At 71.0% G+C, this 26,391-nt stretch carries 20 protein-coding genes and 5 tRNA genes; 14 read left to right on the top strand and 11 right to left on the bottom strand.

Annotated features, from left to right (window positions below):
• Positions 1–221: 221 nt before the first annotated feature.
• Together ACIQNG_RS19085 and ACIQNG_RS19090 are read right to left on the bottom strand one after the other, a co-directional pair.
• Positions 222–1,001 (bottom strand): Atu4866 domain-containing protein, encoded by a 780-nt coding sequence (locus ACIQNG_RS19085; protein ID WP_401486367.1) that lies wholly within the window; start codon positions 999–1,001, stop codon positions 222–224.
• Positions 1,002–1,424: 423 nt separating this feature from the next.
• Positions 1,425–2,045: a DUF5919 domain-containing protein gene (locus ACIQNG_RS19090; RefSeq protein ID WP_401486741.1), complete on the bottom strand. Its 621-nt coding sequence runs from the start codon at positions 2,043–2,045 to the stop codon at positions 1,425–1,427.
• Positions 2,046–2,541: 496 nt separating this feature from the next.
• Here ACIQNG_RS19090 and ACIQNG_RS19095 point away from each other — a divergent pair, with 496 nt between their 5' ends.
• The 3 genes from ACIQNG_RS19095 to ACIQNG_RS19105 all read left to right on the top strand — a co-directional run bounded on the left by ACIQNG_RS19095 (position 2,542) and on the right by ACIQNG_RS19105 (position 3,667).
• The gene (locus ACIQNG_RS19095) at positions 2,542–2,739 is read left to right on the top strand and encodes a hypothetical protein (RefSeq protein WP_401436938.1); all 198 of its coding nucleotides are present in this window, start codon (positions 2,542–2,544) and stop codon (positions 2,737–2,739) included.
• A 416-nt stretch (positions 2,740–3,155) separates the two neighbouring features.
• Positions 3,156–3,338 carry a hypothetical protein gene (locus ACIQNG_RS19100; RefSeq protein ID WP_401486369.1) on the top strand — a complete coding sequence of 61 codons (183 nt, stop codon included), beginning with the start codon at positions 3,156–3,158 and terminating at the stop codon, positions 3,336–3,338.
• Positions 3,335–3,667, top strand: a complete 333-nt coding sequence (locus ACIQNG_RS19105) for a hypothetical protein (protein WP_401436943.1) — start codon at positions 3,335–3,337, stop codon at positions 3,665–3,667. Before ACIQNG_RS19100 ends, ACIQNG_RS19105 begins: the two co-directional genes overlap by 4 nt.
• A 536-nt stretch (positions 3,668–4,203) precedes the next feature.
• On the opposite strand, the gene ACIQNG_RS19110 is transcribed toward ACIQNG_RS19105, so the two are convergent.
• The 4 genes from ACIQNG_RS19110 to ACIQNG_RS19125 all read right to left on the bottom strand — a co-directional run bounded on the left by ACIQNG_RS19110 (position 4,204) and on the right by ACIQNG_RS19125 (position 9,244).
• Positions 4,204–4,279: transfer RNA gene (locus ACIQNG_RS19110), tRNA-Lys, on the bottom strand.
• A 105-nt stretch (positions 4,280–4,384) separates the two neighbouring features.
• A complete protein-coding gene (locus ACIQNG_RS19115; RefSeq protein ID WP_401436946.1) occupies positions 4,385–5,929 on the bottom strand; it encodes an amino acid permease in 1,545 nt (514 codons plus the stop codon).
• A 74-nt stretch (positions 5,930–6,003) separates the two neighbouring features.
• The gene (locus ACIQNG_RS19120) at positions 6,004–8,469 is read right to left on the bottom strand and encodes a DEAD/DEAH box helicase (protein ID WP_401486372.1); all 2,466 of its coding nucleotides are present in this window, start codon (positions 8,467–8,469) and stop codon (positions 6,004–6,006) included.
• Between the two features lie 181 nt (positions 8,470–8,650).
• Positions 8,651–9,244: a hypothetical protein gene (locus ACIQNG_RS19125; protein ID WP_401436950.1), complete on the bottom strand. Its 594-nt coding sequence runs from the start codon at positions 9,242–9,244 to the stop codon at positions 8,651–8,653.
• A gap of 132 nt (positions 9,245–9,376) precedes the next feature.
• On the opposite strand from ACIQNG_RS19125, the gene ACIQNG_RS19130 reads away from it, so the two are divergent.
• The 9 genes from ACIQNG_RS19130 to ACIQNG_RS19170 all read left to right on the top strand — a co-directional run bounded on the left by ACIQNG_RS19130 (position 9,377) and on the right by ACIQNG_RS19170 (position 18,261).
• A complete protein-coding gene (locus tag ACIQNG_RS19130) occupies positions 9,377–9,727 on the top strand; it encodes a metallopeptidase family protein (RefSeq protein ID WP_401436952.1) in 351 nt (116 codons plus the stop codon).
• 164 nt (positions 9,728–9,891) lie between these two features.
• Positions 9,892–11,670 (top strand): metallophosphoesterase, encoded by a 1,779-nt coding sequence (locus tag ACIQNG_RS19135; protein ID WP_401486374.1) that lies wholly within the window; start codon positions 9,892–9,894, stop codon positions 11,668–11,670.
• Between the two features lie 80 nt (positions 11,671–11,750).
• A tRNA-Glu gene (locus tag ACIQNG_RS19140) sits at positions 11,751–11,823 on the top strand.
• A 37-nt stretch (positions 11,824–11,860) separates the two neighbouring features.
• Positions 11,861–11,935 (top strand) — tRNA-Asp (locus ACIQNG_RS19145).
• Between the two features lie 24 nt (positions 11,936–11,959).
• Positions 11,960–12,033: transfer RNA gene (locus tag ACIQNG_RS19150), tRNA-Phe, on the top strand.
• A 62-nt stretch (positions 12,034–12,095) separates the two neighbouring features.
• Entirely contained in the window at positions 12,096–13,355 is a 1,260-nt protein-coding gene (locus ACIQNG_RS19155; protein ID WP_401486376.1) for an SLC13 family permease, read from the top strand.
• A 254-nt stretch (positions 13,356–13,609) separates the two neighbouring features.
• Entirely contained in the window at positions 13,610–17,593 is a 3,984-nt protein-coding gene (gene hrpA / locus ACIQNG_RS19160) for an ATP-dependent RNA helicase HrpA (protein ID WP_401486378.1), read from the top strand.
• A 93-nt stretch (positions 17,594–17,686) separates the two neighbouring features.
• Positions 17,687–17,761 (top strand) — tRNA-Asp (locus ACIQNG_RS19165).
• A gap of 266 nt (positions 17,762–18,027) precedes the next feature.
• Positions 18,028–18,261: a DUF6274 family protein gene (locus ACIQNG_RS19170; protein ID WP_401436962.1), complete on the top strand. Its 234-nt coding sequence runs from the start codon at positions 18,028–18,030 to the stop codon at positions 18,259–18,261.
• Between the two features lie 473 nt (positions 18,262–18,734).
• Here the strand turns inward: ACIQNG_RS19170 and bldC are convergent, their stop codons facing one another.
• The gene (gene bldC / locus ACIQNG_RS19175; RefSeq protein ID WP_003949541.1) at positions 18,735–18,941 is read right to left on the bottom strand and encodes a developmental transcriptional regulator BldC; all 207 of its coding nucleotides are present in this window, start codon (positions 18,939–18,941) and stop codon (positions 18,735–18,737) included.
• A 502-nt stretch (positions 18,942–19,443) separates the two neighbouring features.
• Entirely contained in the window at positions 19,444–20,295 is an 852-nt protein-coding gene (locus ACIQNG_RS19180; RefSeq protein ID WP_401486381.1) for a hypothetical protein, read from the bottom strand.
• 211 nt (positions 20,296–20,506) lie between these two features.
• On the opposite strand from ACIQNG_RS19180, the gene ACIQNG_RS19185 reads away from it, so the two are divergent.
• On the top strand, positions 20,507–21,613 hold the full coding sequence (locus ACIQNG_RS19185) for a Leu/Phe/Val dehydrogenase (RefSeq protein WP_401486383.1): 1,107 nt from the start codon (positions 20,507–20,509) through the stop codon (positions 21,611–21,613).
• Between the two features lie 316 nt (positions 21,614–21,929).
• Positions 21,930–22,196, top strand: a complete 267-nt coding sequence (locus ACIQNG_RS19190; protein WP_401436969.1) for a DUF3073 domain-containing protein — start codon at positions 21,930–21,932, stop codon at positions 22,194–22,196.
• A 500-nt stretch (positions 22,197–22,696) separates the two neighbouring features.
• On the opposite strand, the gene purM is transcribed toward ACIQNG_RS19190, so the two are convergent.
• The 3 genes from purM to ACIQNG_RS19205 form a co-directional block, all read right to left on the bottom strand.
• Entirely contained in the window at positions 22,697–23,767 is a 1,071-nt protein-coding gene (gene purM / locus ACIQNG_RS19195; protein ID WP_401436971.1) for a phosphoribosylformylglycinamidine cyclo-ligase, read from the bottom strand.
• A gap of 34 nt (positions 23,768–23,801) precedes the next feature.
• The gene (gene purF, locus ACIQNG_RS19200) at positions 23,802–25,328 is read right to left on the bottom strand and encodes an amidophosphoribosyltransferase (RefSeq protein ID WP_401486385.1); all 1,527 of its coding nucleotides are present in this window, start codon (positions 25,326–25,328) and stop codon (positions 23,802–23,804) included.
• Between the two features lie 72 nt (positions 25,329–25,400).
• A complete protein-coding gene (locus ACIQNG_RS19205; protein ID WP_401486387.1) occupies positions 25,401–26,222 on the bottom strand; it encodes an META domain-containing protein in 822 nt (273 codons plus the stop codon).
• Between the last annotated feature and the right edge of the window lie 169 nt (positions 26,223–26,391).

Consider the following 26,391-nt stretch of genomic DNA (forward strand, 5'->3'; position numbering starts at 1 on the left):
AGGGGGATGGGGGTCTGGGGGGCCTGGGGCCTGGGGGGCCTGGGGGGGCCTAGCGGGCGTGCGGGCCTGGGGGCCTGGGGGCCAGCGGGATTAGGGGGCTGGGGGCCTAGCGGGATTAGGGCGCCTGGGAGCCTGGGGCCTGGGGGGGCCTAGCGGGCGTGCGGGCCTGGGGGCCTAGCGGGATTAGGGGGCCTGGGGGTCTGGGGGGTTTGGGGGCCTGCTCAGCCGAGCTTCATGACGTAGCCCGCGTGGTGCAGTTCGTCGCCCCGGAACTCGCCGTAGGCCCAGAAGCCGAGGTCGTCCAGGTAGTCGATGCGGTCGCCGTCGATCCAGTACCGGCCTTGGTAGGCGTGCGGGCGTCCGCCGCGGGTCTCGTCGTAGCGTCCGTCGGCAGTGAGTTCCTGATGCAGGAACCCGCTCCGGTCGACCCAGACACCGAGACGCGGACTCCCGACCGGCCCACCGACCTCGGGGACACCTACCTCGGGCACACCGGCCCCGGGAACACCGGCCCGCCCGGGCACATCGGCCCCGGGGACACTGCCCCGCCCGGGCACATCGACGCCGTCCCAAAGGACCGGCCGACCGCCCGCGACGAGCGCGCGGACCCGCTCCGGCCGGGTCAGCAGTACGGCCGTCGCGCTCGGCACGTCGGCGGCGAGTTCGTCGGGTACCACCAGGAAGTCGGCGGCATTGCCCGGGGCCAGGGTGGCGACGTGCTCCGAGCGGTGCGCGCGGCCTCCCGCCAGCGCCACGGTGTCCACGACGGCGGGGGCGATGATCAGCCCGGCGCAGTCGACCACGATGGCGTTGTCGTCCCCGGCGGCGGTGACGATGCCGGGACCGACCCCCACCACCACCGCGCCGAGGACCAGAAGATCGGCACCGCTCATGGTCCCGATCAACGGGTCCATCGTCAGAATGCGCGCCCGGGTGAACAGGACGGGCCGCCCGTCGTCGGCGAGGATCGCGTCAAGGGCACTGTCATGGCTGCTGCTCATGACCCCAGCCTCGCGACCCACCCCCACCACAACCAGGCCGCGCCGTCCCTAGGAGCCCGACACCCACGCTCAGCCCAGAACCGGGCGAAGCGAAGCGCACCTACCCGCGCGCGACCGCGGCCTCGGATCGCGACCGCCTGACGGTCGGGGTCGCCGAAGCAACAGACGTACGCGGACCCCCTCCGCCGCGCGCTGGGAGAGCATCTTGGCCACATGCGGAGCATGAGCGGGGGTCACGCCGATGATCGGCCCAAATTGAACCGTCACGCCCCCTTGTACAGCCCCGCCGCGAGCGGGCTGTGCAGGCGGCGATTCGTCATGTCCTGGGGCGTGTGAATCACTGTCATAAAACAACCCGGATTCGCACACTGCCACGCTGACTTTGCTGTCTGCTCCAGTTGCGGGCCTATCGCCCACAACTTCCTATGCCCGAGGAGGTCGACCTGACGGAGGGGCAGCCTGCCCGTCCGCCAGCTGGACGCTGCGGCTCCAGAGTTCTTCCGCGTGCTCGGCAAAGCGATCGAACAGGCCCCCCTGGGCACGACGCCGTACATGCATGAGCGGCGAATCGTGACCCACTAGGCGCGCCAAGTGAGGCGTGACGAGGGCCTCGTCATCGAAGCGGAAGACGGACAGCGACACATGGTTCATCGCGTCCTCCGGAGCCGAGTAGCGGACCTCGATGCCCTGCACCTCACGCAGGTTGGCCAGCCCTTCCAAGGACATGCGGATGCGTGTGGACACGGTGAGCGCAACGTCCTCGATCCGCTCACGCTGCCTGGTGACGTCCCCGTCGGGATCGCCAAGCAGAAAACGCACTCGACATCCGGCGTCCGCTTTCTGACGCAGAATCCCTGAGAACGCTGGGACCTGAGTCCACAGGAAGTAGTTGGTGTATCCGCCGAAGAGCAGGTCCTCAGATGCTCCTGCAATTAGCTCAGACCAGACCGTCGATGGGCAAGCAGACCGGTACGGGTAGGTTTGGACCACTTCTCGGTCCCCGCCCGTCTTGATCCGCTCCCTGACGGCCTTGGGCCACAGCATGTCTGCCTCAACTCCCAGTGCCTGAGAGGCGTCTTCCCTGTTCCTGGCATGCGGGATCAACTCGTCGTCGGCGATCCAGCGTTCCACTGTCTTCCCTGAGACTCCCACCCGCAGTGCGAGTTGTCGTGGAGAGAGTCCGGCGGAATCCATAGCTGATCGTAAGGTCGTGTTCAAGGCTCCCCCTGAGGACATTTGGACGCTTTTGAAGCTAGCGCCCTGACGTCTCAGCTGTCTGCACTTCAGTCGGTCATTCGCGCCTGAGGGGGCCTCACGATGGAGCCCACGCCGTAGACCCCCGCGACCGTCCGACCGGTCCGGGGGCGTGGCCAACCTGAGAGTGCAGGTCGACATCGTGAAGTTTATCCACACGTGTGTACGGAAGCTGCTACAGGTCTTAGCGCCTGGTCCGGGGAGGCGGCGGGCGGGTTCCCGTCCGGCCCCCGCCCCGTCCCCGCAATGCGCGGGCGCTGCCCACCCGGCCGCCCCGCGAGTTCGTGTGCCCCGTTCGCCCTACGGTCTGCACGAGCCGCTCGACGGCGCGGGTACGGCCCTCATCCGCCCCTACCTGATCGCCGCCGAACGAGAGCGCGAGAGGGCACGTCAGGCCCGACGGCGCACCATCCTGGTACTCGCCACTGACTTCGGCATCGACCTGGACCGGCATGTGGTCGGCGCGAGGGGGGCCGTGCGATGAGCGGGCCCACCGTAGAGGGGCACCGGTCGGCGGAGTGCGCGCTGGCTGCCGCGCGGCCGGAGTACGAGCGCCTGCATGACGACTGCCGACAGACGAAGGACGTGCCGCTGCCCCACGGCGGGGGTGCGGTGCTCGTCCCGCGCTGCCCTTGCCCCTGCCACAGGCAGGGTGCGGAGGGGGAGCGGTGAACGCGGGTACCAAGCCCGCTCCGGGCAGGTCGCGGATGACGATCGAGACGTACCGGGTCGGTGCGGACTGCAAGCCGAAGGGCCCGGTCGAGCGACGCACCTACCGGGCAATCCCGGGTCCGCTCTCGGATGTCTCTCAGGCGTGGCCGCCATGCCGGTGTGCGCGCTGCCGCGACACGGGCGGCCTCTCGTGGCGCGGCCTGTCGTGGCGTGGGCGGGAGGTGTGACATGCCGACGGCACCTGAAGCGCACGAGCGGCGGATATGCGGGGCGGGCACGGTCATGCCGGTGGACCTGGAGGCGCTGACGCCCGCCCACACCGAGGACGACAGCGACCCGGGCGACTCGCTCCCGTACGCGCTGCGCTGCCCGCTGGAAGCGCACGGCGGGCACGACCCGCGCCGCCGATGAACCCCGCCGAATTCCTCCCCGTCCCCCGCACCACAGAACTGACCGCCGAGCAACTCACCGGGCAGCACTGCGTGTGGTGCGACCAGCCGGCCGTCGTGGACCTGGGGCCCCGGACGAGCGCCATCGACGGCCACATGCAGGGATGGCGGCCCCGCGGCTGCCACACCTGCACGACACGCGAGGCGACCCGGGTGCACCACATCCACAGGAGCGTCTGCCCGCGCTGCTCCGCCCGCCGCTACTGCCCCGACGGCCGCGCCCTGTACGTCCTCGCTGCCCTCTCTCCGATGCGCCGCCCGGGCCCTGACCACCAGCCTCAAAGGAGCTGAAGGCCATGCACATCGCCCAAAAGCTCGTACGGTCGGTGCTGAACGTCTTAGCGCCCGGTACAGGGAAGCGCCGGGCGTCCAACCCTCCGGCCCCCGGAGCCCCGCACAGTGCCCGAACACTCCGCGCCCGCCAGCCGTGCGGGTGCGTGCGCAACGTTCGGTCTTCATGAGCGCCCCTCCGCCCGGCGGACGAGAGAGCCCCGGGCGGAGGGAGCAGCAGCCGTCCGTCCCTCATTCGCCAGCACCCCGGAGTGATGGCACAGACGGCTCTTGGTCTCCCGCGGAAGGTGGTAGGGCAGGCGGTTGCCCGGAGAGGCCACTGACCGCGGGGAGGGCAGTTGTTCCGTGAGGAGCAGCCGCCCACTCCCCCTCCCTGGGAAGGGGAGTCGAACGGCTCCAGCCAGAACTCCAGGTCTGGCTGGAGCCGTTTCGCGTTCAGCCCGGACCCTCGGGCCAGCAGCGGGCCAGCAGACACTCATCCGGCCCCGGAAAACGGCGTCGACCCCAGGTCAGATGTCCTCTGACCTGGGGTCGTGTGGTAGGCCCTGTGGGACTCGAACCCACAACCAATGGATTAAAAGTCCACTGCTCTGCCAATTGAGCTAAGGGCCCACGCGGTGGTGCGTGATGTTGCCTCCCCGAGCATAGCCGGAGCGGGCCGGGTCTCCGATCGGGTATCGGGACACGGCCCGTCGTCCCCCGCGGTCCGGGCGTGCCCTAGGGATCGAGCAGGTCCGCCGGCTCCGGCTCCGGCTGTGTGCGGGCGGGGTCGCCGTCGGGCCCCGGTGCCGTCGGCTTGAGGAACCAGTGCCGGGCCGAGACGGTCCACCAGGTCGCCGCGAAGCCCAGGACGACCAGGACGGCGACGGGGGCGTAGTTGAAGGTCTCCCAGGTGACCGGGGAGACCTGGGGGAGCATGAAGAGGACGGTGATGACGCCGACCCAGGCGACGGCGACGATGCCGATCGGGCGGGACCAGCGGCCCAGGTGCCACGGGCCGCGTGCGAAGGCGTCGCCCTTGCGGAGCCGGAGCAGGGTCGGGATGACGTAGGAGAGGTAGAGGCCGATCACCGCGATGGACGTCACCGCCGCGTACGCGGTGACATTGATCAGGTAGGGCAGGCCCAGGAGCAGCGCGCCGCCCGCCGCCAGCCACACCGCGGCGACGGGGGTGCGGGTGCGGGGGCTCACGGTGTGCCACACCCGGGAGAACGGCAGCGCGCCGTCGCGGGAGAAGGCGTAGATCATGCGGCTGTTCGCCGTCACCGACGCCATGCCGCAGAACAACTGCGCCCCGATGATCACCAGAAGCAGTGTCTTGCCCGCCGCAGCGCCGAGCGCGTCCAGCAGGATCTGGGCCGGCGGCACCCCCGTCGGCGACGCGAGCGCCCCCTCGTAGGACTGGATCGCGAAGGTGAAGCCGAGCAGGAGGACGAGCCCCGCGATCCAGGAGGTCCAGATCGCGCGGACGATGCCCTTCGGGCCCGCCGTCGACGCGTCGTGCGTCTCCTCCGTCATGTGCGCCGAGGCGTCGTACCCCGTGAAGGTGTACTGCGCCATCAGCAGCCCCAGCAGGACGACGTACACCGCGCTGCCCCAGCCCGTGTTGTTCACGAACTCGCCGAAGACGAAGGACGCGGACTGATGGTGGTCGGGCACAAAGGCCAGCGCGCCGACGATCACCGCCACGCCGAGAACGTGCCACCACACGCTGATGCTGTTCAGCACGGCGCCGATCCGCACGCCGAAGCTGTTCAGCAGCCCGTGCAGCAGCAGGATCGCGGCGAAGAGGAGCATCGTCCGGCCGGGGGTCACCTCGAAGCCGAACTGGAGGTTCAGATAGGCGCCGAGGAAGGACGCCGCCCCGAAGTCGATGCCCGCGGTCGCCGCGACCTGCCCGAGCACGTTGAACCAGCCCGTGAACCACGCCCAGGCCGCCGCCGTACGCGCCGGGGCCAGCCGGTGCGCCCAGAAGTACAGGCCCGCGGAGGTCGGATAGGCCGAGCAGATCTCGGCCATCGCCAGCCCGACGAACAGCGTCATCAGGCCGACCACGACCCAGCCCCAGGTGATCACCGCGGGGCCGCCGGTGTTCATCCCGAACAGATACAGCGTCATGCAGCCGGAGAGCACCGAGATGATGGTGAACGAGACCGCGTAGTTGGAGAAACCCGACATCCGCCGGGCGAGCACCTGCGTGTAACCGAGTTGGGCCAGCCGTTCCTCGTCACTGGGCCCGCTCGCCTTGCCCTCAACTGTCATGCCCCCAGCAATTCCCTCGCTGGGGGCGTGACATGCATCACATCGTGACGGAGTTTTTCAGCCAACCCGTCCGGTCAGCCGTTGCGCTTCCAGCGCGGCTTGTCGTCGCGGCGCTGGAAGGAACCGCCGGTGCCCCGGTGGTCGTCACGGCGCCCGTACGGCCGCTCGTGCCCGCCCGACCGGAAGCCGGGGCGGTCGCCCTGCCGGTCACGGTTGAACGGGCGGTCGCTGCCGCGGTGCCCGCCCCGCTCGTCCCGGCGCTCGAAGGGACGCGCCGGCCGGTCGTCGCGGCGGAACCCGCCCCGGTCGTCACGCCGCTCGAAGCTGCGGCCACCACGGTCGTCACGGCGGTCGTCGCGGCGGTCGTCCCGCCGGTCGTCGCGACGCTCGTACGAACGCGGCGCGCGGTCGCCCCGGTCGCCCCGCTCACCACGGTCGTTGCGCTCGTCGCGCCGGAACCCGCCCCGGTCGTCACGGCGGAACCCGCCGCGGTCGTCACGCCGCTCGAAGCTGCGGCCACCACGGTCGTCACGCCGGTCGTCACGGCGGTCGTCACGACGCTCGAAGGAACGCGGCGCACGGTCGCCCCGGTCGTTGCGCTCCTCGCGCCGGAAACCACCACGGTCCCGGTCGCGATCACGGTCACGGTCACGGTTGTCGCCGCGGCGGTCGTCGCGCCGCTCGTAGGGGCGGCCCCCACGGTCGTCGCGCCGCTCGAACCCACGGCTGCCACGGTCGTCCCGACGGTCGTACGACGACGTCTGCGCCGGCCGCTCCGACTCGCGCTCGCGCTCCCGGGCCACCGGCTGCTCCGGCACCGACACCGGCACCTCGGCGACCGCCGCCACGGCGGACTCGCCCGACGCCGGGTTCTGGTCCTGGCCCTGCGTCTGGGCCTGCGTCTGGGCCTGCGCCTCGGCGACCGCCGTCTCCGGGTCCTCGCCGCGCTCCCGCGCCACCCGGGCGACCAGCCGGTCCGCCTCGTCGCGCAGCTCGTTGGCCCGGCGCTGCGCCCGCTCCAGCTGCTTGGTCAGCTGGGCGACATCGCGCTCGGCCTGCTGGGCGGCGTTCCCGGCGGACTCGGCCTGCACCTCGGTCATCGAACGCGCACCGGTGATGTCGGCGACCTCGGGGTCGAAGGCACCGGCGCCCTGGATGAGGTGGCGCGAGGCGTCGACGCCCGCGTCCTCCATCAGCCGGAAGATCTGGCGGCGCTGGTGCGGAAGCGCCAGCGACACGACCGTCCCGGTGCGGCCGGCCCGGGCCGTACGGCCCGCGCGGTGCAGGTAGTCCTTGTGGTCACCGGCCGGGTCCACGTTCAGGACCAGGTCGATGCCGTCGACGTGGATACCGCGCGCGGCGACATCGGTGGCGACGAGGACGTTGACGTAGCCGTCCTTGAAGTCGGCCAGGGTGCGGGTGCGGGCGCCCTGGGTCATTCCGCCGTGCAGCGCGTCGGCGCGGGCACCGGCGTCACGGAGCTGCTCGGCCACCCGGTCGGCGCCGAGCTGGGTGCGGACGAAGATGATGGTGCGGCCCTTGCGGGAGGCGATCGCGGCGGTGACCGGCGCCTTGTCCTTGGGCTTCACGATCAGGATGTGGTGCGACATGGTCGTCACCGCGCCCTGCGCCGCGTCCACCTCGTGCGAGACGGGGGCGTTGAGGTAGCGGCTGACCAGGGTCTGGATCTCGTTCTCCATGGTGGCGGAGAACAGCATGCGCTGGCCGCCGGCCGGGACCTGGTCGAGCAGTTCGGTGACCTCGGGCATGAAGCCCAGGTCGGACATCTGGTCGGCCTCGTCCAGGACGGCGATCTGCACGTGCTCAAGAGAGCAGGCACCGCGGTTGATGATGTCGCGGAGGCGGCCCGGGGTGGCGACGAGGATGTCGACGCCCTTCTCCAGGGCGTAGATCTGGTTGCCCATGGACGTACCGCCGCAGACGACCTTCATCTTCAGGCCGAGGACGTCGCCGTAGGGCTGGAGCGCGTCGGCGACCTGCATCGCCAGCTCACGGGTCGGGGTGAGGATGACCGCGCGGGGCTTCTTCCGCTCGGTGCGGCCACCGGCGAGGGTGGCGAGGGTCGGCAGACCGAAGGAGAGGGTCTTGCCGGAGCCGGTACGGCCCCGTCCCAGGATGTCCTTGCCGGCCAGGGCGTCCGGGATGGTCGCGGCCTGGATCGGGAAGGGCACGGTCACGCCGTTCTGCGCGAGCTTGCGCACGACACCGTCGGGCAGCCCGAGAGAGGCGAAGGTGACTTCGGGGGTCTCGGGGGCCGCTGAAGCCTCAGGGGTCTCGGATGCCTCGGCGGCGTCGGACGCCTCGCGCTTCTCAGAAGGCTCGGAGGGCTCAGCAGGCTCGGACGCCTTGGGAGCCTCAGTGACCTCGGACACCTCGGGTGCCTCGGTGGTCTCCGTCGCCGCATCGGCGACGTCGGTGGCCTCTACGGCCTGGGTGACCTGCGCGGCCTGGGGGGTGTCGGTCGCCTCGGGCGCCTCGCCCTCGGACAGCACGACGTTGTCGGCAGGGAAAATGGACATGCGAATGCGAAACCTTCCGGAGTCTCGTCGGCACGCGCCCGTCAACTCCGTGATTCGCACCACGACCGCCTCAATGCGGTCAGCCACGGCAAGGGAGAGAACGCGCCACACGGCGCGCTCTGCAAGTGGCGCCGGGCAAATGGGATCAAACGATCTACCACCATACGCACCCCATGGGGCGCTAGGCAAATCGGGAGGGCAGGGCGGCCCGCGGGACCCCCGCCCTCACCCCCGCCTCCGGCGCCGGCTCCCGTTGGGCCAGCTGGGCGCGGGGCTGTTCGTGGGCCGAGGACGACGGCTCGGCCTGGGTCGGCTCGGAGGTGGGCGGCTCCGGGCTGGGCTCCGGCGGCTCGGGCAGCTCGGGCGTACGGGTCGGCGACGGCAGCGGCCGGGGCGGGACGGGGTCGCCGGGCGGCACCGTACGTCCCGGTCCGCCCGGCGCGGGCGCGGAGGCACCGGGCCGGGCCGAGCCGGACGCCGACGGCGCCCCGGACCCCCCGGGCTCCCCCGCACCGGGCGCGTCGGCGTCCTTACCGCCCCGGTGCTCCCCGCCCCGGCGCACGTCGGAGACACCGCCCGCCTCACCGCCGTACCCGGCGCCCGCGCCCGGCACCACCACACCGCCGTCGGGAGCGGCACCGCCCGACTGCCCCGCCGACTGCGAGGGCCTGGCCCGCCGGCCCTCGTCGTCACCGACGCTCATACAGCCGGAGGCCGCCGCCGCGACGGCCACGACCGTCGCGGCCAGGCGGACGGGAAGGTAGATGGGGCGCACGGAAGCCACCTCCGAGGGGTGAAGAAGTCAACGTGCCCAACTCCCGCCGCCCGCAGGAGGACACGCGCCCGCCCCGCACATCCGCACTCGCCCACGCCCCCGTTTCCGCCTCCGGTCACGGACAATGGCGGTGTGCTGGAGATGACACGCGAGGCGTTCGAAGAACTGGTGAGTGAGGCCCTGGACCGGATCCCGCCGGAGCTGACGCGGGTCATGGACAATGTGGCCGTGTTCGTGGAGGACGAGCCACCGGCCGACGATCCCGAGCTGCTGGGCCTGTACGAGGGCACCCCGCTCACCGAGCGCGGCGAGTGGTACGCGGGCGTGCTCCCGGACCGCATCAGCATCTACATGGGCCCCACCCTGCGGTACTGCGCGACCCCCGAGGAGGTGGTCCACGAGGTCGCCGTGACCGTCATCCACGAGGTCGCCCACCACTTCGGCATCGAGGACGAACGCCTCCACGAACTGGGCTGGGGCTGAGCCACGCACCCGCCCCACGCCCCGCACACCGCACCCGCCCCGGGCCCCGCACCCGCCCCGCGCCCCCGCACCCCGCCCCACACCCGCCCCACACCCGCCCCGGGCCCCGCAGAGGCCCCATACGGCGTCGCATACCCACCCACGAACACGGGCATAGGGGATCAATGGCCCGCGTCCTAGCCGCCGCACGGAGCGCACTGAACCGTGTCGTCACCCGCCCCTCGCGCCCCCGTCGCGCGCGGGAACGGCGCGGCGCCCGCCCCCAGCCGGTCCTCGAACTGGTCCCGCAGCCGCACCCCTGGGCCCGGGCGCTGGGTCTGACGGCGGTGGTGCTGCTCGGCGCCTGGCTCGGGCTGCTGGTCGTCGGCGACGTACGGGTCCCGGTCGGCCCGATGGACACGACCATGACCCTGCGGCCCTCCGCCGCCGGCGGCACGAAGATCAATGTCTCCCCGCTGGGCGCGCTGGAGCTGGACAGCCATGTCGCGCCGGTCCGGCTGGACGTCAACGTCGATCAGCTCGACCCGGTCCGCTCCCAGGCTCTGGTCGATCACCCCGAGCGGCTGTCCGGTCTCCAGGACGAGGTGGCGCAGGACGTCGGCCGCGGCGCCCTCGACCTGGCCGTGCGCTCCTGTGTGGCCGTGGTCGCCGGTGCCACCGCGCTCGGCCTGGTCGTCTACCGCCGTCCGCGCCGCGCCCTGGCCTCCGGCGGTCTCGCGCTGGCGCTGCTGGGGGCCGCGGGCGGGACGGCGTACGCCACCTGGAACCCGAAGTCGGTCCTGGAGCCACGCTTCTCCGGGCTGCTGTCCTCCGCGCCCTCGCTGGTCGGCAACGCGCGCAGCATCGTCACCGAGTTCGACGTGTACCAGAAGGAACTGGCCCGGCTGGTGACCAATGTGACCAAGCTCTACGACGCCACCTCCACGCTCCCCGCGTACGCGCCCGACCCGTCCACGATCCGGGTGCTGCATGTCTCCGACATCCATCTCAACCCGGCGAGCTGGAAGATCATCTCCTCGCTGGTGGAGCAGTACAAGGTGAATGTGATCGTGGACTCGGGCGACACGATGGACCACGGCTCGGCCGCCGAGAACGGCTTCCTGGACCCGATCGAGGATCTGGGGGCGCCCTACGTCTGGGTGCGCGGCAACCATGACTCGACCCTCACCCAGGAGTACCTGGAGGGGCTGAAGAACGTGCACGTCCTGGACGAGGGGCGGGCGGTGGAGGTGGCCGGGCTGCGCTTCGCGGGCATCGGCGACCCGGCGTTCACCCCGGACCGCTCGACGTCCCAGGGCGGCAAACAGGCGCAGACCCTGTCGGGCGCCCGGTTCGCCTCGGCGCTGCGGGACCACCGGCAGGCGGGCAAGCCGGTGGACGTGGCGGTGGTCCATGAGCCGCGGGCGGCCAGGGAGACGGACGGCGAGGTGCCGCTGGTGCTGGCGGGCCATCTCCACCACCAGGAGATGGAGGTCATGCCGTACGGGACCCGGCTGCGGATCGAGGGCACGACCGGCGGCAGCGGGCTGCGGGCGATCGAGCGCAAGAACCCGGACCCCATCGAGACGTCGATCCTCTACTTCGACCGCGACAGCCGCCGGCTCCAGGCGTGGGACGAGATCCGGCTGGGCGGTCTGGGCCTGACCACGGCCGAGGTCAGCCGCCACCTCCCGAAGGAGAACCGGCCCGGAGCGACCCCGTCCCCCACGGACACCCCGTCGGACGGCGACCCGGCGACCACCGCGACCCCCGACCCGGCGTACGACCCGGCGTCCGACCCGGCCGAGCCGGAGTCCACCGCGTTGGGCCCCCCGGCGAACCGCCCCACCGGCAGCCCCACCGGCCGTCCCACCGACCGACCCTCCAGCCGCCCCACCGACCGACCCACCGGCCGTCCCAGGCGCGGGCGAGGCCCCGTGCGCCGCCCCCGAAGGTCTCCGTAAACCGTTTTGGCGATACCTCCCGCCATCCCATATGCTTCTCACGTCCCCGACGCGCTGCGAAGCGCCCAGGCGGGCCGATAGCCCTCATCGTCTAGCGGCCTAGGACGCCGCCCTTTCAAGGCGGTAGCACGGGTTCGAATCCCGTTGGGGGCACGCAATACCGTGTGCGACACTGTCGTACGCAAAGCTTGGTCCTGTGGAGCAGTTTGGAGTGCTCGCCACCCTGTCAAGGTGGAGGCCGCGGGTTCAAATCCCGTCAGGACCGCTGGTGTTTCACGTGAAACACCTCGGCTGGGTAGCTCAGTTGGTACGAGCGTCCGCCTGAAAAGCGGAAGGTCGCCGGTTCGACCCCGGCCCCAGCCACCGCAGCCCCTCCCTCGCCGGGAGGGGCTTTTTCGTGTGCGCCAGGAACATGGGCTTCGGGGATGATCGGCGGCGTGATGCTGGAAATCGTCTCCGTCGTGGCGCTGGTCGTCGTGCTGGTGTGTGCCGTCGTACGGCCGTTCCGTTGGCCGGAGGCCGTGGTGGCGGTGCCCGTCGCCGGGCTGGTGATCCTGACGGGAGCCATTCCGCTGGACCATGTGCGGGAGGAGGCCGCCCGCCTCGGACCCGTCGTCGGGTTCCTCGCGGCCGTGCTGGTCCTGGCCAAGCTCTGTGACGACGAGGGGCTCTTCCACGCCTGCGGGACCTGGATGGCGCGCTGGGCGCGGCGACGGCCCCAGCGGCTGCTCGGGGCCGTGTTCGCGCTGGCCTCGCTGATCACCGCCGCGCTCAGTCTCGACGCGACCGTGGTGCTGCTGACGCCGGTCGTGTTCGCCACCGCGGCCCGGATGGGCGCCCGGCCGAAGCCGCACGTCTACGCGAGCGCCCATCTGTCCAACTCGGCCTCGCTGCTGCTGCCCGTCTCCAACCTCACCAATCTGCTGGCCTTCGCCGCCAGCGGGCTCTCCTTCACCCGGTTCGCCGCGCTGATGGTGCTGCCGTGGCTGGCCGCCATCGCCGTCGAGTACGTCGTCTTCCGGCGCTTCTTCGCCGCCGATCTGAACGCCCCCGCCACCCCGACCGCCCCGGAGGAACCCGTCGAGGTTCCGCTCTTCGCGCTGATCACGGTGGCCGCCACCCTCGCCGGGTTCGCCGTCGCCTCCGGGCTCGGGATCGACCCCGCCTGGGCCGCGGCGGCGGGCGCCGCGGTGCTGGCCATACGGGCGCTGGCGCGGCGGCACACCACCCCGCTCGCCGTGCTGCGCGCCGCCGACCCGCTCTTCCTCGCCTTCGTGCTCGCCCTCGGCATCGTCGTACGGGCCGTCCTCGACAACGGGCTCGCCGACGCGCTCGGCGCCCTGGTGCCCGACAGCACCGCGCTGCCCGCCCTGCTCGGCCTCGTCGCCCTCGCCGCGCTGCTCGCCAACCTCATCAACAATCTGCCGGCCGTGCTCGCCCTGGTGCCGCTGGCCGCGCCCGCCGGGCCGGGAGCGGTCCTGGCGGTGCTCATCGGGGTCAACATCGGCCCCAACCTCACCTACGCCGGCTCCCTCGCCACCCTGCTGTGGCGGCGGGTCGCCCACCGGCACGACCACGAGGTGCGCCTCAAGGAGTTCACCCTGCTCGGGCTGGTCACCGTGCCCGCCGCGCTGCTCGCCGCCACCCTCGCCCTGTGGCTGTCCCTCATCGTGATCGGCCCCTGACCGGCCCCGGCACACCCTCAAGGCACGGCCCCGGTACCTCCCAAGGCACGGCCCCGGCACGGCTCGGCACGACCCCGATACGGCCCGGGCACGACCCCCGATACGACCCCGGCACCGCCCGCCCGCGCCCCGCCCGCGCCCCGCCCGCGCCCCGCCCGCGCCCCGCCCGTGCCCCGTCCGCGCCGGGTGCGCGAAACGCCCAGGTCAATAAGCGATAGCCAGTGATTTCCGTGAGGTGAGATCCTGGGACGCGTATGTCTACGCACCCTGCCCCCGCCCTCGGCGCCCTCGCCCCCCGTCTGTCCGAGCTGTCCCTGCGCGACGCGCACCGGCTCGGCCGGCGGCTCGAAGGCGCCCGCAAGATCCGTAAGCCGGAGGCGCGGGCCAGTGTGCTCGCCGAGATCGAGGCGGAGGTCGACAAGGCGGAAGCCCGGATGGCCGAGCGGCGTGCCCGCGTCCCCGTCGTCACCTACCCCGAGCAGCTTCCGGTCAGCCAGAAGAAGGACGAGATCGCCGCCGCCGTCCGCGACCACCAGGTCGTGATCGTCGCCGGTGAGACCGGGTCCGGCAAGACCACCCAGATCCCCAAGATCTGTATGGAGCTGGGGCGCGGGGTGCGTGGCATGATCGGGCACACCCAGCCCCGCCGGATCGCCGCCCGGACCGTCGCCGAGCGGGTCGCGGAGGAGCTGCGCACCCCGCTGGGCGAGGCCGTCGGCTGGAAGGTCCGCTTCACCGACCAGGTCAGCCCGGACGCCACCTTCGTCAAGCTGATGACGGACGGCATCCTGCTCGCCGAGATCCAGACCGACCGCGAGCTGCGCGCCTACGACACGATCATCATCGACGAGGCCCACGAGCGGTCCCTGAACATCGACTTCCTGCTCGGCTATCTGGCCCAGCTGCTGCCCCGCCGCCCCGACCTCAAGGTCGTCATCACCTCGGCGACCATCGACCCCGAGCGGTTCTCACGGCACTTCGGCGACGCCCCGATCATCGAGGTCAGCGGCCGTACGTACCCGGTCGAGGTGCGCTACCGGCCGCTCCTGGAGGAGGACTCCGAGGACGCCGACCGCGACCAGATCACCGCGATCACCGACGCCGTGGAGGAGCTCCAGGGCGAGGGCAAGGGCGACATCCTGGTCTTCCTCTCCGGTGAGCGGGAGATCCGGGACACGGCCGACGCGCTGACGAAGAAGCAGTACCGGTTCACCGAGATCCTGCCGCTGTACGCGCGGCTGTCGCACGCCGAGCAGCATCGCGTCTTCCAGCCGCACACCGGCCGCCGTATCGTGCTGGCCACCAATGTCGCCGAGACCTCGCTGACCGTCCCGGGCATCAAGTACGTCATCGACCCCGGCTTCGCGCGGATCTCCCGCTACAGCCATCGCACCAAGGTCCAGCGGCTGCCCATCGAGGCGATCTCGCAGGCCAGCGCCAACCAGCGCAAGGGCCGCTGCGGCCGTACCTCGGACGGCATCTGCATCCGGCTCTACGCCGAGGACGACTTCGAGGCCCGCCCGGAGTTCACCGACGCCGAGATCCTCCGCACCAACCTGGCCTCCGTCATCCTCCAGATGACCGCGGCCGGCCTCGGTGACATCGAGAAGTTCCCGTTCATCGACCCGCCGGACCACCGCAACATCCGCGACGGCGTACAGCTCCTCCAGGAGCTGGGCGCCTTCGACCCGGCCGGGAAGGACGTACGCGAACGGCTGACCGACACCGGCCGCAAGCTCGCCCAGCTCCCCGTCGACCCGCGGCTCGCCCGCATGGTGCTGGAGGCGGACCGCAACGGCTGTGTCCGCGAGGTCATGGTCATAGCCGCCGCGCTGTCCATCCAGGATCCGCGCGAACGCCCCGCCGACAAACAGACCCAGGCCGATCAGCAGCACGCCCGCTTCCGCGACGAGACCAGCGACTTCCTCGCCTACCTCAACCTCTGGCGGTACGTCCGCGAGCAGCAGAAGGAGCGCGGCTCGTCCTCGTTCCGCCGGATGTGCAAGCAGGAGTATCTGAACTTCCTGCGCATCCGCGAATGGCAGGACATCTACACCCAGCTGCGGACCGTCGCCAAGCAGATGGGCATCCACCTCAACGAGGACGACGCCCCCGGCGACCGCATCCATGTCTCCCTCCTCGCCGGCCTCCTCTCCCACATCGGGATGAAGGACGTGAAGGAGTCGGGCCAGTCCAAGGACCCCAAGGACCCCGGCCAGCGCAGAGGGGCCAACGAATACCTCGGCGCCCGCAACGCCAAGTTCGCGATCTTCCCGGGCTCCGCGCTCTTCAAGAAGCCCCCGCGGTTCGTGATGTCCGCCGAACTGGTGGAGACGAGCCGGCTCTGGGCGCGGGTCAACGCCAAGATCGAGCCCGAGTGGGTCGAACCGCTCGCCGAGCACCTCCTCAAGCGCACCTACAGCGAGCCGCACTGGGAGAAGGACCAGGCCGCGGTGATGGCGTACGAGAAGGTCACGCTCTACGGCGTCCCGATCGTCGCCCAGCGCAAGGTGAACTACGGCCGGATCGACCCCGAGGTCTCCCGCGAACTGTTCCTGCGCAACGCGCTGGTGGAGGGCGACTGGCGCACCCACCACAAGTTCTACGCCGACAACCGCAGGCTGCTGACCGAGGTCGAGGAGCTGGAGCACCGGGCCAGACGCCGGGACATCCTGGTCGACGACGACACCCTGTACGACTTCTACGACCAGCGGGTCCCCGACCATGTGGTCTCCGGCGCCCACTTCGACTCCTGGTGGAAGCACAAGCGGCACGAGCAGCCCGACTTCCTGGACTTTGAACGCGCGATGCTCATCCGGGAGTCGGCGGAGGCGGTCACCAAGGCCGACTATCCGGACTCCTGGCGGCAGGGGCCGCTGAAGTTCCGGGTGACGTACCAGTTCGAGCCGGGCGCGGACGCCGACGGTGTCACCGTCCACATCCCGCTCCAGGTGCTCAACCAGGTCACCGACGAAGGCTTCGACTGGCAGATCCCGGGGCTGCGGGCCGAACTGGTCACCGAGCTGATCCGTTCCCTGCCCAAGCCGATCCGCCGCAACTACGTGCCCGCGCCCGACTTCGCCCGCCGCTTCCTGGACGTGGCGGTGCCGCTCCAGGAGCCGCTGACGGTGACGATGGCCCGCGAGCTGAAGCGGATGGTCGGGGTGCCGTTGACGGCCGACGACTTCGACCAGGCGCGGGTGCCGGAGCATCTGCGGATCACCTTCCGGATCGTGGACGAGCGACGCCGCAAGATCGCCGAGGACAAGGACCTGGAGGCGCTGCGGCTGCAACTGAAGCCGAAGGCCCGCAAGGCGCTGTCGCAGGCCGCCGCGGCCACCGCGTCCCGGCAGGGCGGGGAGTCCCTGGAGCGGACGGGGCTGACCGACTGGACGATCGGCAGCCTCACCCGGGTCTTCGAGACCCGCCGCGCCGGCCAGCCGGTGAAGGCGTACCCGGCACTGGTGGACGACGGCGACACCGTCTCCGTGCGGCTCTTCGACACCGAGGCCGAGCAGGCCCAGGCGATGTGGAAGGGCACCCGCAGGCTGATCCTGCGCACCATCCCGGTCAACCCGGCGAAGTTCGCCTCCGAGAAGCTGACGAACCCCCAGAAGCTGGCCCTGTCGGCGAATCCGCACGGCTCGATCCAAGGGCTGTTCGACGACTGCGCCACCGCGGCGGCCGACCGGCTGATCGCCGACTTCGGGGGCCCCGCGTGGGACGAGGAGTCGTACCGGAAGCTGTACGACAAGGTGCGTGCCGAGATCGTGGACACGACGGTGCGGGCGGTCGCCCAGACCCAGCAGGTGCTGGCCGCCTGGCAGGCCGCCGAGCGCCGTCTGAAGACCGTACGCAGCGCCGCGCTGCTGCCGAACCTCGCGGACGTCAGGGCGCAGTTGGACGGGCTGGTGAAGCCGGGCTTCGTGACCGGGACGGGGCTGCGGCGGCTCCCGGACCTCGTGCGCTACCTCATCGCCGTGGACCGGCGGCTCCAGCAGATGCCGGCCAACGTCCAGCGGGACACGACGCGGATGCAGAAGGTCCATGAGATGCAGGACGAGTACGCCTGGCTGCTGGAGCAGATGCCCCAGGGGCGGCCCGTCCCCGCCGCCGCCCTGGACATCCGCTGGATGATCGAGGAACTCCGGGTCAGCTATTTCGCCCACGCGCTGGGCACGGCGTACCCGGTCTCGGACAAGCGGATCGTGAAGGCGATCGACGCGGCGGTGCCGTAACCGGCCCGGCACGTAGGGTGAGTTCGACCAGTGGGCCGGCCCTCCTGTACAGTCCTTCTCGCAGCGCAACGCACGAATCGCACTGCGAAACCTGGTCCTGTGGAGCAGCTTGGAGTGCTCGCCACCCTGTCAAGGTGGAGGCCGCGGGTTCAAATCCCGTCAGGACCGCAAGAATCGAGAAGGCCCGTACCCGTCAAGGGTGTGGGCCTTCCGCGTTTCCCACCCGGACCGGTGAAAGCGAAACACCGATGAAAGCGAAACGCCGGCGAAAGCGAAACGCCGGCGGGGCGGGGCGCCGACCAAGCGGAGCGCCGGAGCCGGGGCCACCGCTTGCGTGAACGTCAGCGTCCCTCCTTGACGGCCTCACGCGCGCTGGGTACCCACGAAGCAAGGGCCGTTCGTCCGGCGGCCTTCACGGGGCGTGGAGGTGGCTTATGGCGGCATCGGCCAGGCACGAGACGCGAGCACTGCTCCGCGCACATCTGTCGGCCGCGTCGTCCTACCGCCATCTGACCCGCCACTGCCCGATCTGCCACCGCCTGGCGCGGCTGGCGCTAGACGGCGCTGCCGGCGGCGCCGGCGGTGCCGAAGAGGGCCCGCGGGGCGAGCCGGTGGCGGGGCCGGAGGATGAGAACCCCTCCAGGAGGGAAAGTCCCTCCCCGGCATGACCGATGGCTTGCCCCACCCGGGGGCGGTCGTGGCACGCTGGGGGACGCGGGCCCTTTAGCGCAGTTGCCGCAGAGGCAACAAGTGCCCTGGTGTGTGACGGTAGTCACCGCGTGAGTTTCTGAAACCGCGGGGCTTAACCGGGGCCTACAACTGGTCGATTTAATATGTGCAATTGCACTCCCCCCGCACTCCCCCATGGGTGCTTCCACGGGCGCCCCCACGGCGGATCCGACAGCCCTCCCCAGACTCCGACAAGGCCGCTCACCGCGGGTCCGGATCCCGCACCGCGCGGGCACAAAAAAGATCGCGCTGGACCCGGCGGAGTCCAGCGCGATCTACGACGCACCCTGTTCAGTTGCTGTGAAGAGTGTGGGCGTGGGCCCTGTTGGGGCAGAACCCGCGTCGCTCGGAGCTAGGTTGTGGGCGTCTCGACCGGTTGGGGGACCAGCCGAACAGCCCGGTATTCAGTTGTTCAGGCCTCGCTGCGCTGCTGCGGGATGCCCGCGAGCAGTGCGCGGACCTCTGCTTCGCGGTAGCGGCGGTGCCCGCCGAGCGTACGGATCGATGTGAGCTTGCCGGCCTTCGCCCACCGCGTGACCGTCTTGGGGTCGACGCGGAACATGGTGGCGACCTCAGCCGGGGTCAGCAGCGGCTCGGCATCAGGGGTGCGAGCGGTCATGAGCGGCCTCCTCGGGAGAACCGAACCTTCTCGGTTCATTCCTCTAAATTCTGCACCTTGACCCGCGTTGCCCGAAATGGCGGACGCGAGTCGAGTCGGTTATAGGACGAACGGCTTGTCCTCGGCACTACAACTACACCATCTGTCCAGCCGCGTCGGCCAAACCGATGGAATTGCCCTCCCAGGTGTTCATCAGCGACGGAAGCCGATGGACCATGCCATAGCGGACAGTCACGCCACTGTGACGATCAGTCACAGTGGCGTCAGGAGTCACGAGACCCCCCAAAGCATGCAATGCAGAGATAGAGCCCTCCCCGGGCTCCTTGTCCTATTTTGGCATGAGGAGGGGTGGGGGTGGCAAGAGCCGCGTACGTGCGGTCTGTCACGCTTGACACAAACGCCCGGATCGGGACCTACGTCCTGTCAACTCCTGGATGTGCGGTAGACCGTACGCGGTATCCCACCCGAAAAGCGCGTGACTTGCGTCACACCTGTTGACGGGTCAGTTCGCCGAGCGCAGGTCCCGCACCGAACGCCAGCGCTCCACCAGCCGCCCGTACGCCTCCGCCGCCGCCTCGCCGTCGCCGGTGCGCAGCGCCTCGATGCCCTCGGCCACGTCCGCCGCCGAGTGGTCGTCCGCCAGTTCCCCGGCGGGCAGGGCGTGCACCAGACCGCCGTAGTCCAGCTCGACCCGCGAACGCGGGTGGAACTCCTCCAGCCAGCGCCCCACCTCCAGCACCCCCTCGACCAGCGGCCCCTCGTCCACCGTGTCGCGCAGGGTGCGCAGCGCACGGGCCACCCGGCGCCGGGCCTGCACCATCGGTGTGCGGTAGCGCAGCACCGGCACCTCGCCCACGGCCCCGTCGCCCGCCCCGGCGTACTCGCGCTCGTCGTCGGAGACCAGCACGAACCAGTTCAGCGGCACCTGCCAGGTCGCCGTGCGGATCCACGGCCGGGCGTCCGGGTTGCCCGCCCGCCAGCGCTCGTAGTCCTGGGCCGCCTGGTCGCGCACCAGCGGCGGCAGCAGCGCGTCCAGCACCGGCGCGGGGAATTCCTCGGCCAGCCCGCCCAGCGCCTGCCAGCCGCGCAGCCGGGTGCGCCACGGACAGATGTGCAGCACCCCGTCCGCCTCCAGCACGAAGGCGTCCCGGCTCTCGTGCACCGGCACCGGGACGGGCGGGACCGGCAGCAAGTTCTCCAGGGAGCGGCGCAGTTCGTCCTGGTAGGAGGGGCGGTCGGGGCGGCGGGCGTAGCGCGCCCAGTAGCCGCGCTCCGGCTCGGGGAAGGCGGCCAGCGGCTCGTACACCCGCAGGTACGCCGCGTACGGGACGATCATCGAGGACACCTTGGGCACGCCTGCTGCCTCTCTCCCGCCGCCTACCGGGGAAACCTGCGGAACCTGCTCACGGACATGAGGGAAAACTATCCGGATCGTGGCACGGACGTACCCCACGCGTGGGTGATCCTGAGCACTGCGCGGTCAACAGGTCACCGGGGATCTAATCTCGTCCCCAGCGGCCCACCCGGCCGCGCAATCGCCGCTACTTGCCTCAGGAGTCACCACCGTGACCGACGTGACCGGCGCACCCGCTGATGTCCTGCACACCCTGTTCCACTCGGACCAGGGGGGCCATGAGCAGGTCGTGCTCTGCCAGGATCCCGCGAGCGGCCTCAAGGCCGTCATCGCCCTCCACTCCACCGCCCTCGGCCCCGCGCTGGGCGGTACGCGCTTCTACCCCTACGCCACCGAGGCCGAGGCCGTCGCCGACGCGCTCAACCTCGCGCGCGGGATGTCGTACAAGAACGCCATGGCCGGGCTGGACCACGGCGGCGGCAAGGCCGTGATCATCGGAGACCCCGAGACGATCGAGCCCGCCCGGCGGACCGCGCTGCTGCTGGCCTACGGCCGCTTCGTGGCCTCGCTCGGCGGCCGGTACGTGACCGCCTGCGACGTCGGCACCTATGTGGCCGACATGGACGTGGTCGCCCGCGAGTGCCGGTGGACGACCGGCCGTTCGCCGGAGCACGGCGGCGCCGGTGACTCCTCCGTCCTCACCGCCTTCGGTGTCTACCAGGGCATGCGCGCCAGCGCCCAGCATCTTTGGGGCGACCCCTCGCTGCGGGGCCGCCGGGTGGGCATCGCCGGGGTCGGCAAGGTCGGCCACCACCTGGTGGAGCACCTGGCCGCCGAGGGCGCCGAGATCGTCGTGACCGATGTGCGCGAGGACGCCGTACGGCGGATCACCGAGCGGCACCCCGGGGTGCGGGCCGTCGCGGACACCGAGGAGCTGATCCGGGTCGAGGGGCTGGAGATCTACGCCCCCTGCGCGCTCGGCGGCGCGCTGGACGACGCCTCCGTGCCGGTGCTGACCGCCCGGGTGGTGTGCGGCGCGGCCAACAACCAGCTCGCGCACCCGGGGGTCGAGAAGGACCTCGCCGACCGCGGGATCCTCTACGCGCCGGACTACGTCGTCAACGCGGGTGGCGTGATCCAGGTCGCCGACGAACTGCACGGCTTCGACTTCGAGCGCTGCAAGGCCAAGGCGGCGAGGATCTACGACACCACCCTGGCGATATTCGCACGTGCGAAGGCGGATGGAATTCCGCCGGCCGCGGCGGCCGACCGGATCGCCGAGCAGCGGATGGCCGAGGCGGCGGCGGCCCGCCGCTGAGCGGGGTCGTGCGGCGCCGTCGAAGGGCCCGGGGAAGGGTGCGCGGTACCCGCCGGAGGGCGGTTGGAGAGAACTCTCACTCCCACCGGCGGGTCGTTCGCCAATAAGTGGTTAAAATCGCCATTGACCAGCGAGGACAGGGCGCCTCAAAGGTTCTGTGCACACGCCCTTCCTGCGGGCGACGTACCGTATGGGCGTGGGCTCAGGTACCGTGGAAGCCCTACGGACCGGTCTCTCTGCGGAGAGCCCGTTCCGGATCATGAACGCGTGTCAAGACTCTGGGGCCGTCGAGCCCCGTCGTTGAGGGGGTCGAGCCATGGGGCGCGGCCGGGCCAAGGCCAAGCAGACGAAGGTCGCCCGCCAGCTGAAGTACAACAGCGGTGGGACGGATCTCTCACGCCTGGCCGAGGAGCTGGGCGCATCGACGTCGAATCAGTCGCCGTCGCCGAACACGGGCGGCGACGGCTTCGAGGGCGCCGATGAGCAAGACGACGATCTGTATGCACGGTACGCCGACCTCTATGAGGACGACGACGAGGAGGACGAGGGCGGCCAGTCCTCGCAACACCGTCGCGGCGCCTGACGCTTGCAGCGCGGCTTAGCCGTTGTGTCCCGGCCCGGGGTTCCACCCCGGGCCGGGATTTCTGCTGCCGTCGCCCGCCCGGTGACCGCACAGGGCGATCGCCTCCGGCGTGCGGGACGCGCCAGGTCGCGCCGGGCAGGGTGGGCGAGGCGTGGTGTATCGGTCATGCCGTGGTGGTCCGTGTGATGCCGTGGTGTATCGGTCATGCCGTGGTGTCCGTGTGATGCCGTGGTGTCCATGTGCCGCTGTGATGCCAAGGGTGCCGCTGTGGCGCCAAGGTGACGCCGTGGTGCCTGTGGGTGCTGTGTGTGCTGTCTGGGTGCGGTGCTGCTGTGTGGCGTGGCGCCCGGGTGCCGTCGTGTCTGGGTGCCGTGGCGCCCGGGTGCCGTGATGTCTGGGTGCCGTCGTGTCTGGGTGCGTGGTCTCTGTCGGTCGGGCGGGGGCGTGCGGGGTGGGACGGCCGCGCGCGGGGTGCGGCGGCCGGCTTCGGCCCGTACCGGCTACGCGTAGTCCCCGACCAGCTTCGCGCCCGTCGGCTCCTCCCCCCGGTCCGTGATCTCGCCCGCGACCCAGGAGTCCACCCCGCGGTCCGCCAGGGTCGCCAGGGCCACGTCCACGGAGTCCTCGGGGACGACCGCGATCATGCCGACACCCATGTTGAGGGTCTTCTCCAGCTCCAGGCGCTCGACCGAGCCGGTGCGGCCGACGAGGTCGAAGACCGGGCCCGGGGTCCAGGTGGAGCGGTCGACGGTGGCGTGCAGGCCGTCGGGGACGACCCGGGCCAGATTGGCCGCCAGGCCGCCGCCCGTGACGTGGGAGAAGGCGTGGACGTCCGTGGTGCGGGTCAGGGCCAGACAGTCCAGGGAGTAGATCTTGGTGGGCTCCAGCAGCTCCGCTCCGAGGCTGCGGCCCAGTTCGGCGATCTCGGCGTCCAGGGCGAGGCCCGCGCGCTCCAGCAGGACGTGGCGGACCAGGGAGTAGCCGTTCGAGTGGAGACCGGACGACGCCATGGCGATCACCGCGTCGCCCTCGCGGATCCGGTCCGGGCCGAGCAGCCGGTCGGCCTCCACGACACCCGTACCGGCGCCCGCGACATCGAAGTCGTCCTCGCCGAGCAGACCGGGGTGCTCGGCCGTCTCGCCGCCGATCAGGGCGCAGCCCGCCAGGACACAGCCCTCGGCGATGCCCTTGACGAGGGCGGCGACCCGCTCGGGGTGGACCTTGCCGACGCAGATGTAGTCGGTCATGAACAGCGGCTCGGCGCCGCACACCACGATGTCGTCCATGACCATGGCGACCAGGTCGTGGCCGATGGTGTCGTACACCCCGAGCTGCCGGGCGATGTCGACCTTGGTGCCCACACCGTCGGTGGCGGAGGCCAGCAGGGGGCGCTCGTAGCGCTTGAGGGCGGAGGCGTCGAAGAGGCCCGCGAAGCCGCCGAGGCCGCCGAGGACCTCGGGGCGCCGGGTCTTGCGCACCCACTCCTTCATCAGCTCCACGGCGCGGTCGCCCGCCTCGATGTCGACGCCGGCCGACGCGTAGGAGGCACCGGCAGCACTGGTCTCAGACATGGCCTGGGATCTTTCGGGTTGGTGTGTACGAGGCTTACGGGCGGCGGATCGCGTCGGCCGCGGCCGTGGCTGCCGGACCGGCGGCCAGCTCGGTCTCCAGCAGCTGCTTGCCGAGCAGCTCGGGGTCCGGCAGCTCCATCGGGTACTCGCCGTCGAAGCAGGCGCGGCACAGATCGGGCTTGGCGATGGTGGTCGCCTCGATCATGCCGTCGAGGGAGATGTAGGACAGGGAGTCGGCGCCGAGCGAGGTGCCGATCTCCTCGATGGTCATGCCGTTGGCGATCAGCTCGGCGCGGGTGGCGAAGTCGATGCCGAAGAAGCACGGCCACTTCACCGGCGGGGAGGAGATCCGGATATGGACCTCGGCCGCGCCCGCCTCGCGCAGCATGCGGACCAGGGCCCGCTGGGTGTTGCCGCGCACGATCGAGTCGTCCACGACGACCAGGCGCTTGCCCTTGATGACTTCCTTCAGCGGGTTCAGCTTCAGCCGGATCCCGAGCTGGCGGATGGTCTGGGAGGGCTGGATGAAGGTCCGGCCGACGTAGGCGTTCTTCACCAGGCCGTTGCCGAAGGGGATGCCGGAGGCTTCCGCGTAGCCGACGGCGGCCGGGGTGCCGGACTCCGGGGTCGCTATGACGAGGTCGGCGTCGACGGGCGCTTCCTTCGCCAGCCGGCGGCCCATCTCGACGCGGCTCAGATAGACGTTCCGGCCGGCGATGTCGGTGTCCGGGCGGGCCAGATACACATATTCGAAGACACAGCCCTTGGGCTTCGCTTCTGCGAAGCGGGAGGTGCGCAGGCCGTTCTCGTCGATGGCGATGAACTCGCCGGGTTCTATCTCGCGGACGAAGCTGGCACCGGTGATGTCCAGTGCGGCGGTCTCCGAGGCGACGACCCAGCCGCGCTCCAGCCGGCCGAGGACCAGCGGGCGGATGCCCTGCGGGTCGCGGGCGGCGTACAGCGTGTGCTCGTCCATGAAGACGAGGGAGAAGGCGCCGCGCACCTTCGGGAGGACCGAGTGGGCGGCCTCCTCGATGGTCAGCGGTCGGCCGTCGTCGTCGCACTGGGCGGCGAGCAGGGCCGTGAGCAGGTCGGTGTCGTTGGTGGCCGCGACGCGCGGGGTACGGCCCTCCTGCTTGGGGAGGTCCGCGACCATCTCGGCGAGTTGCGCCGTGTTGACCAGGTTGCCGTTGTGGCCGAGGGCGATGGAGCCGTGGGCCGTGGCGCGGAACGTGGGCTGGGCGTTCTCCCAGACGGAGGCGCCAGTCGTTGAGTAGCGGGCGTGACCGACCGCGATATGGCCTTGGAGCGAACCTAGCGAGGTCTCGTCGAAGACCTGGGAGACCAGGCCCATGTCCTTGAAGACGAGGATCTGGGAGCCGTTGCTGACCGCGATTCCCGCGGACTCCTGGCCCCGATGCTGGAGGGCGTAGAGCCCGAAGTACGTGAGCTTTGCGACCTCTTCGCCCGGCGCCCAGACACCGAAGACGCCACATGCGTCCTGGGGGCCTTTCTCGCCGGGGAGCAGATCGTGATTGAGTCGACCGTCACCACGTGGCACGGCACCGAGTGTAGGCGAGATCGACCACTGGTCCGAATTGGGGAACCCGGATCCGCCGTGGGCGCAAGTGGATCATCGTTCGGCGACCGCCGTCACGGTCTCGCCGTTCTCGCTGGTCAGGGTGAGGGTGCGCTGGTCGATGCGGTAGTCGACCGTGGAGTCGAAGAGTCCGAGCAGTGCCTTCTCGACGTCCATGAGTGAGGCGTCGCACACCATTCGGGTCGTGGCCGGGGTGCCGAGGGTGATACGGCCCTCGCCGACCGTCGCCTTCGCGTTCACCTGGTTGCAGCCGAGGTCTCCGCTGACGGCGCCCTCCTTCTTGTCGAAGGTGAGTTGCGCCCGCGCTTTCTCGGGCAGGGACCGGGCGGTCCCGTCGGGGCCCTTGGCACCCAGTGCCGTGACGGCCCATGCGGTGCCGTACAGCTCCGCGGGCCGTTCCCTGGTGAGGCGGACGGTGTCGCCTCCCTCGGTGGTGAAGGTGAGGTGGTCGCCGCTGACTTTGGTGGTGAGGGGGCCGGAGCCGAGGGTGCGGGCGAGGGTCTCCTCGAAGGCCATGGGCCCGGCCTCGCAGGCCATCCCGGTCCGGGTGGGCTCGCCGAACCGGACGCGGTCGCCGTCGAGATCGGCCTTGGCGGTGAAGCGGTTGCAGCCGTAGCTGCCCTTGGCCTCGCCGTCGCGGTCGATGGTGACGCCCGCCTCGGCGGGGGCGTCCTCGGTGGTGCCGTCCACGGTGACGCTGTCCACGTTCCACTGGACGCCGGTCACGGGCGGGGGGTCGGCCACCGAGGCGGAGCCGGTCCGCTCCGTGCCGCAGGCCGCCGCGAGGGGGATGAGCGCGGCCACCGTCAGGGTCAGTCGCTGTCGCTGCTGCGTCGTACGGGTCTTCCGATCCATGTCCGTTCGACGGGGCGACCGGGGCAATCGGTTCCGTCTCCCCGGCGACGGCCACCAGGAGGCACTCCGGGAGACCGTCGCCGGAAGGCGCTTCGGGAGGCGCTTCGGAAGGCGCTTCGGAAGGCGCTTCGGAAGGCGCTTCGGAAGGCGTTCCGGGAGGCGTTCCGGA

The organism is Streptomyces sp. NPDC091377 (genome assembly GCF_044757045.1).
Taxonomy (GTDB): Bacteria; Actinomycetota; Actinomycetes; order Streptomycetales; family Streptomycetaceae; genus Streptomyces.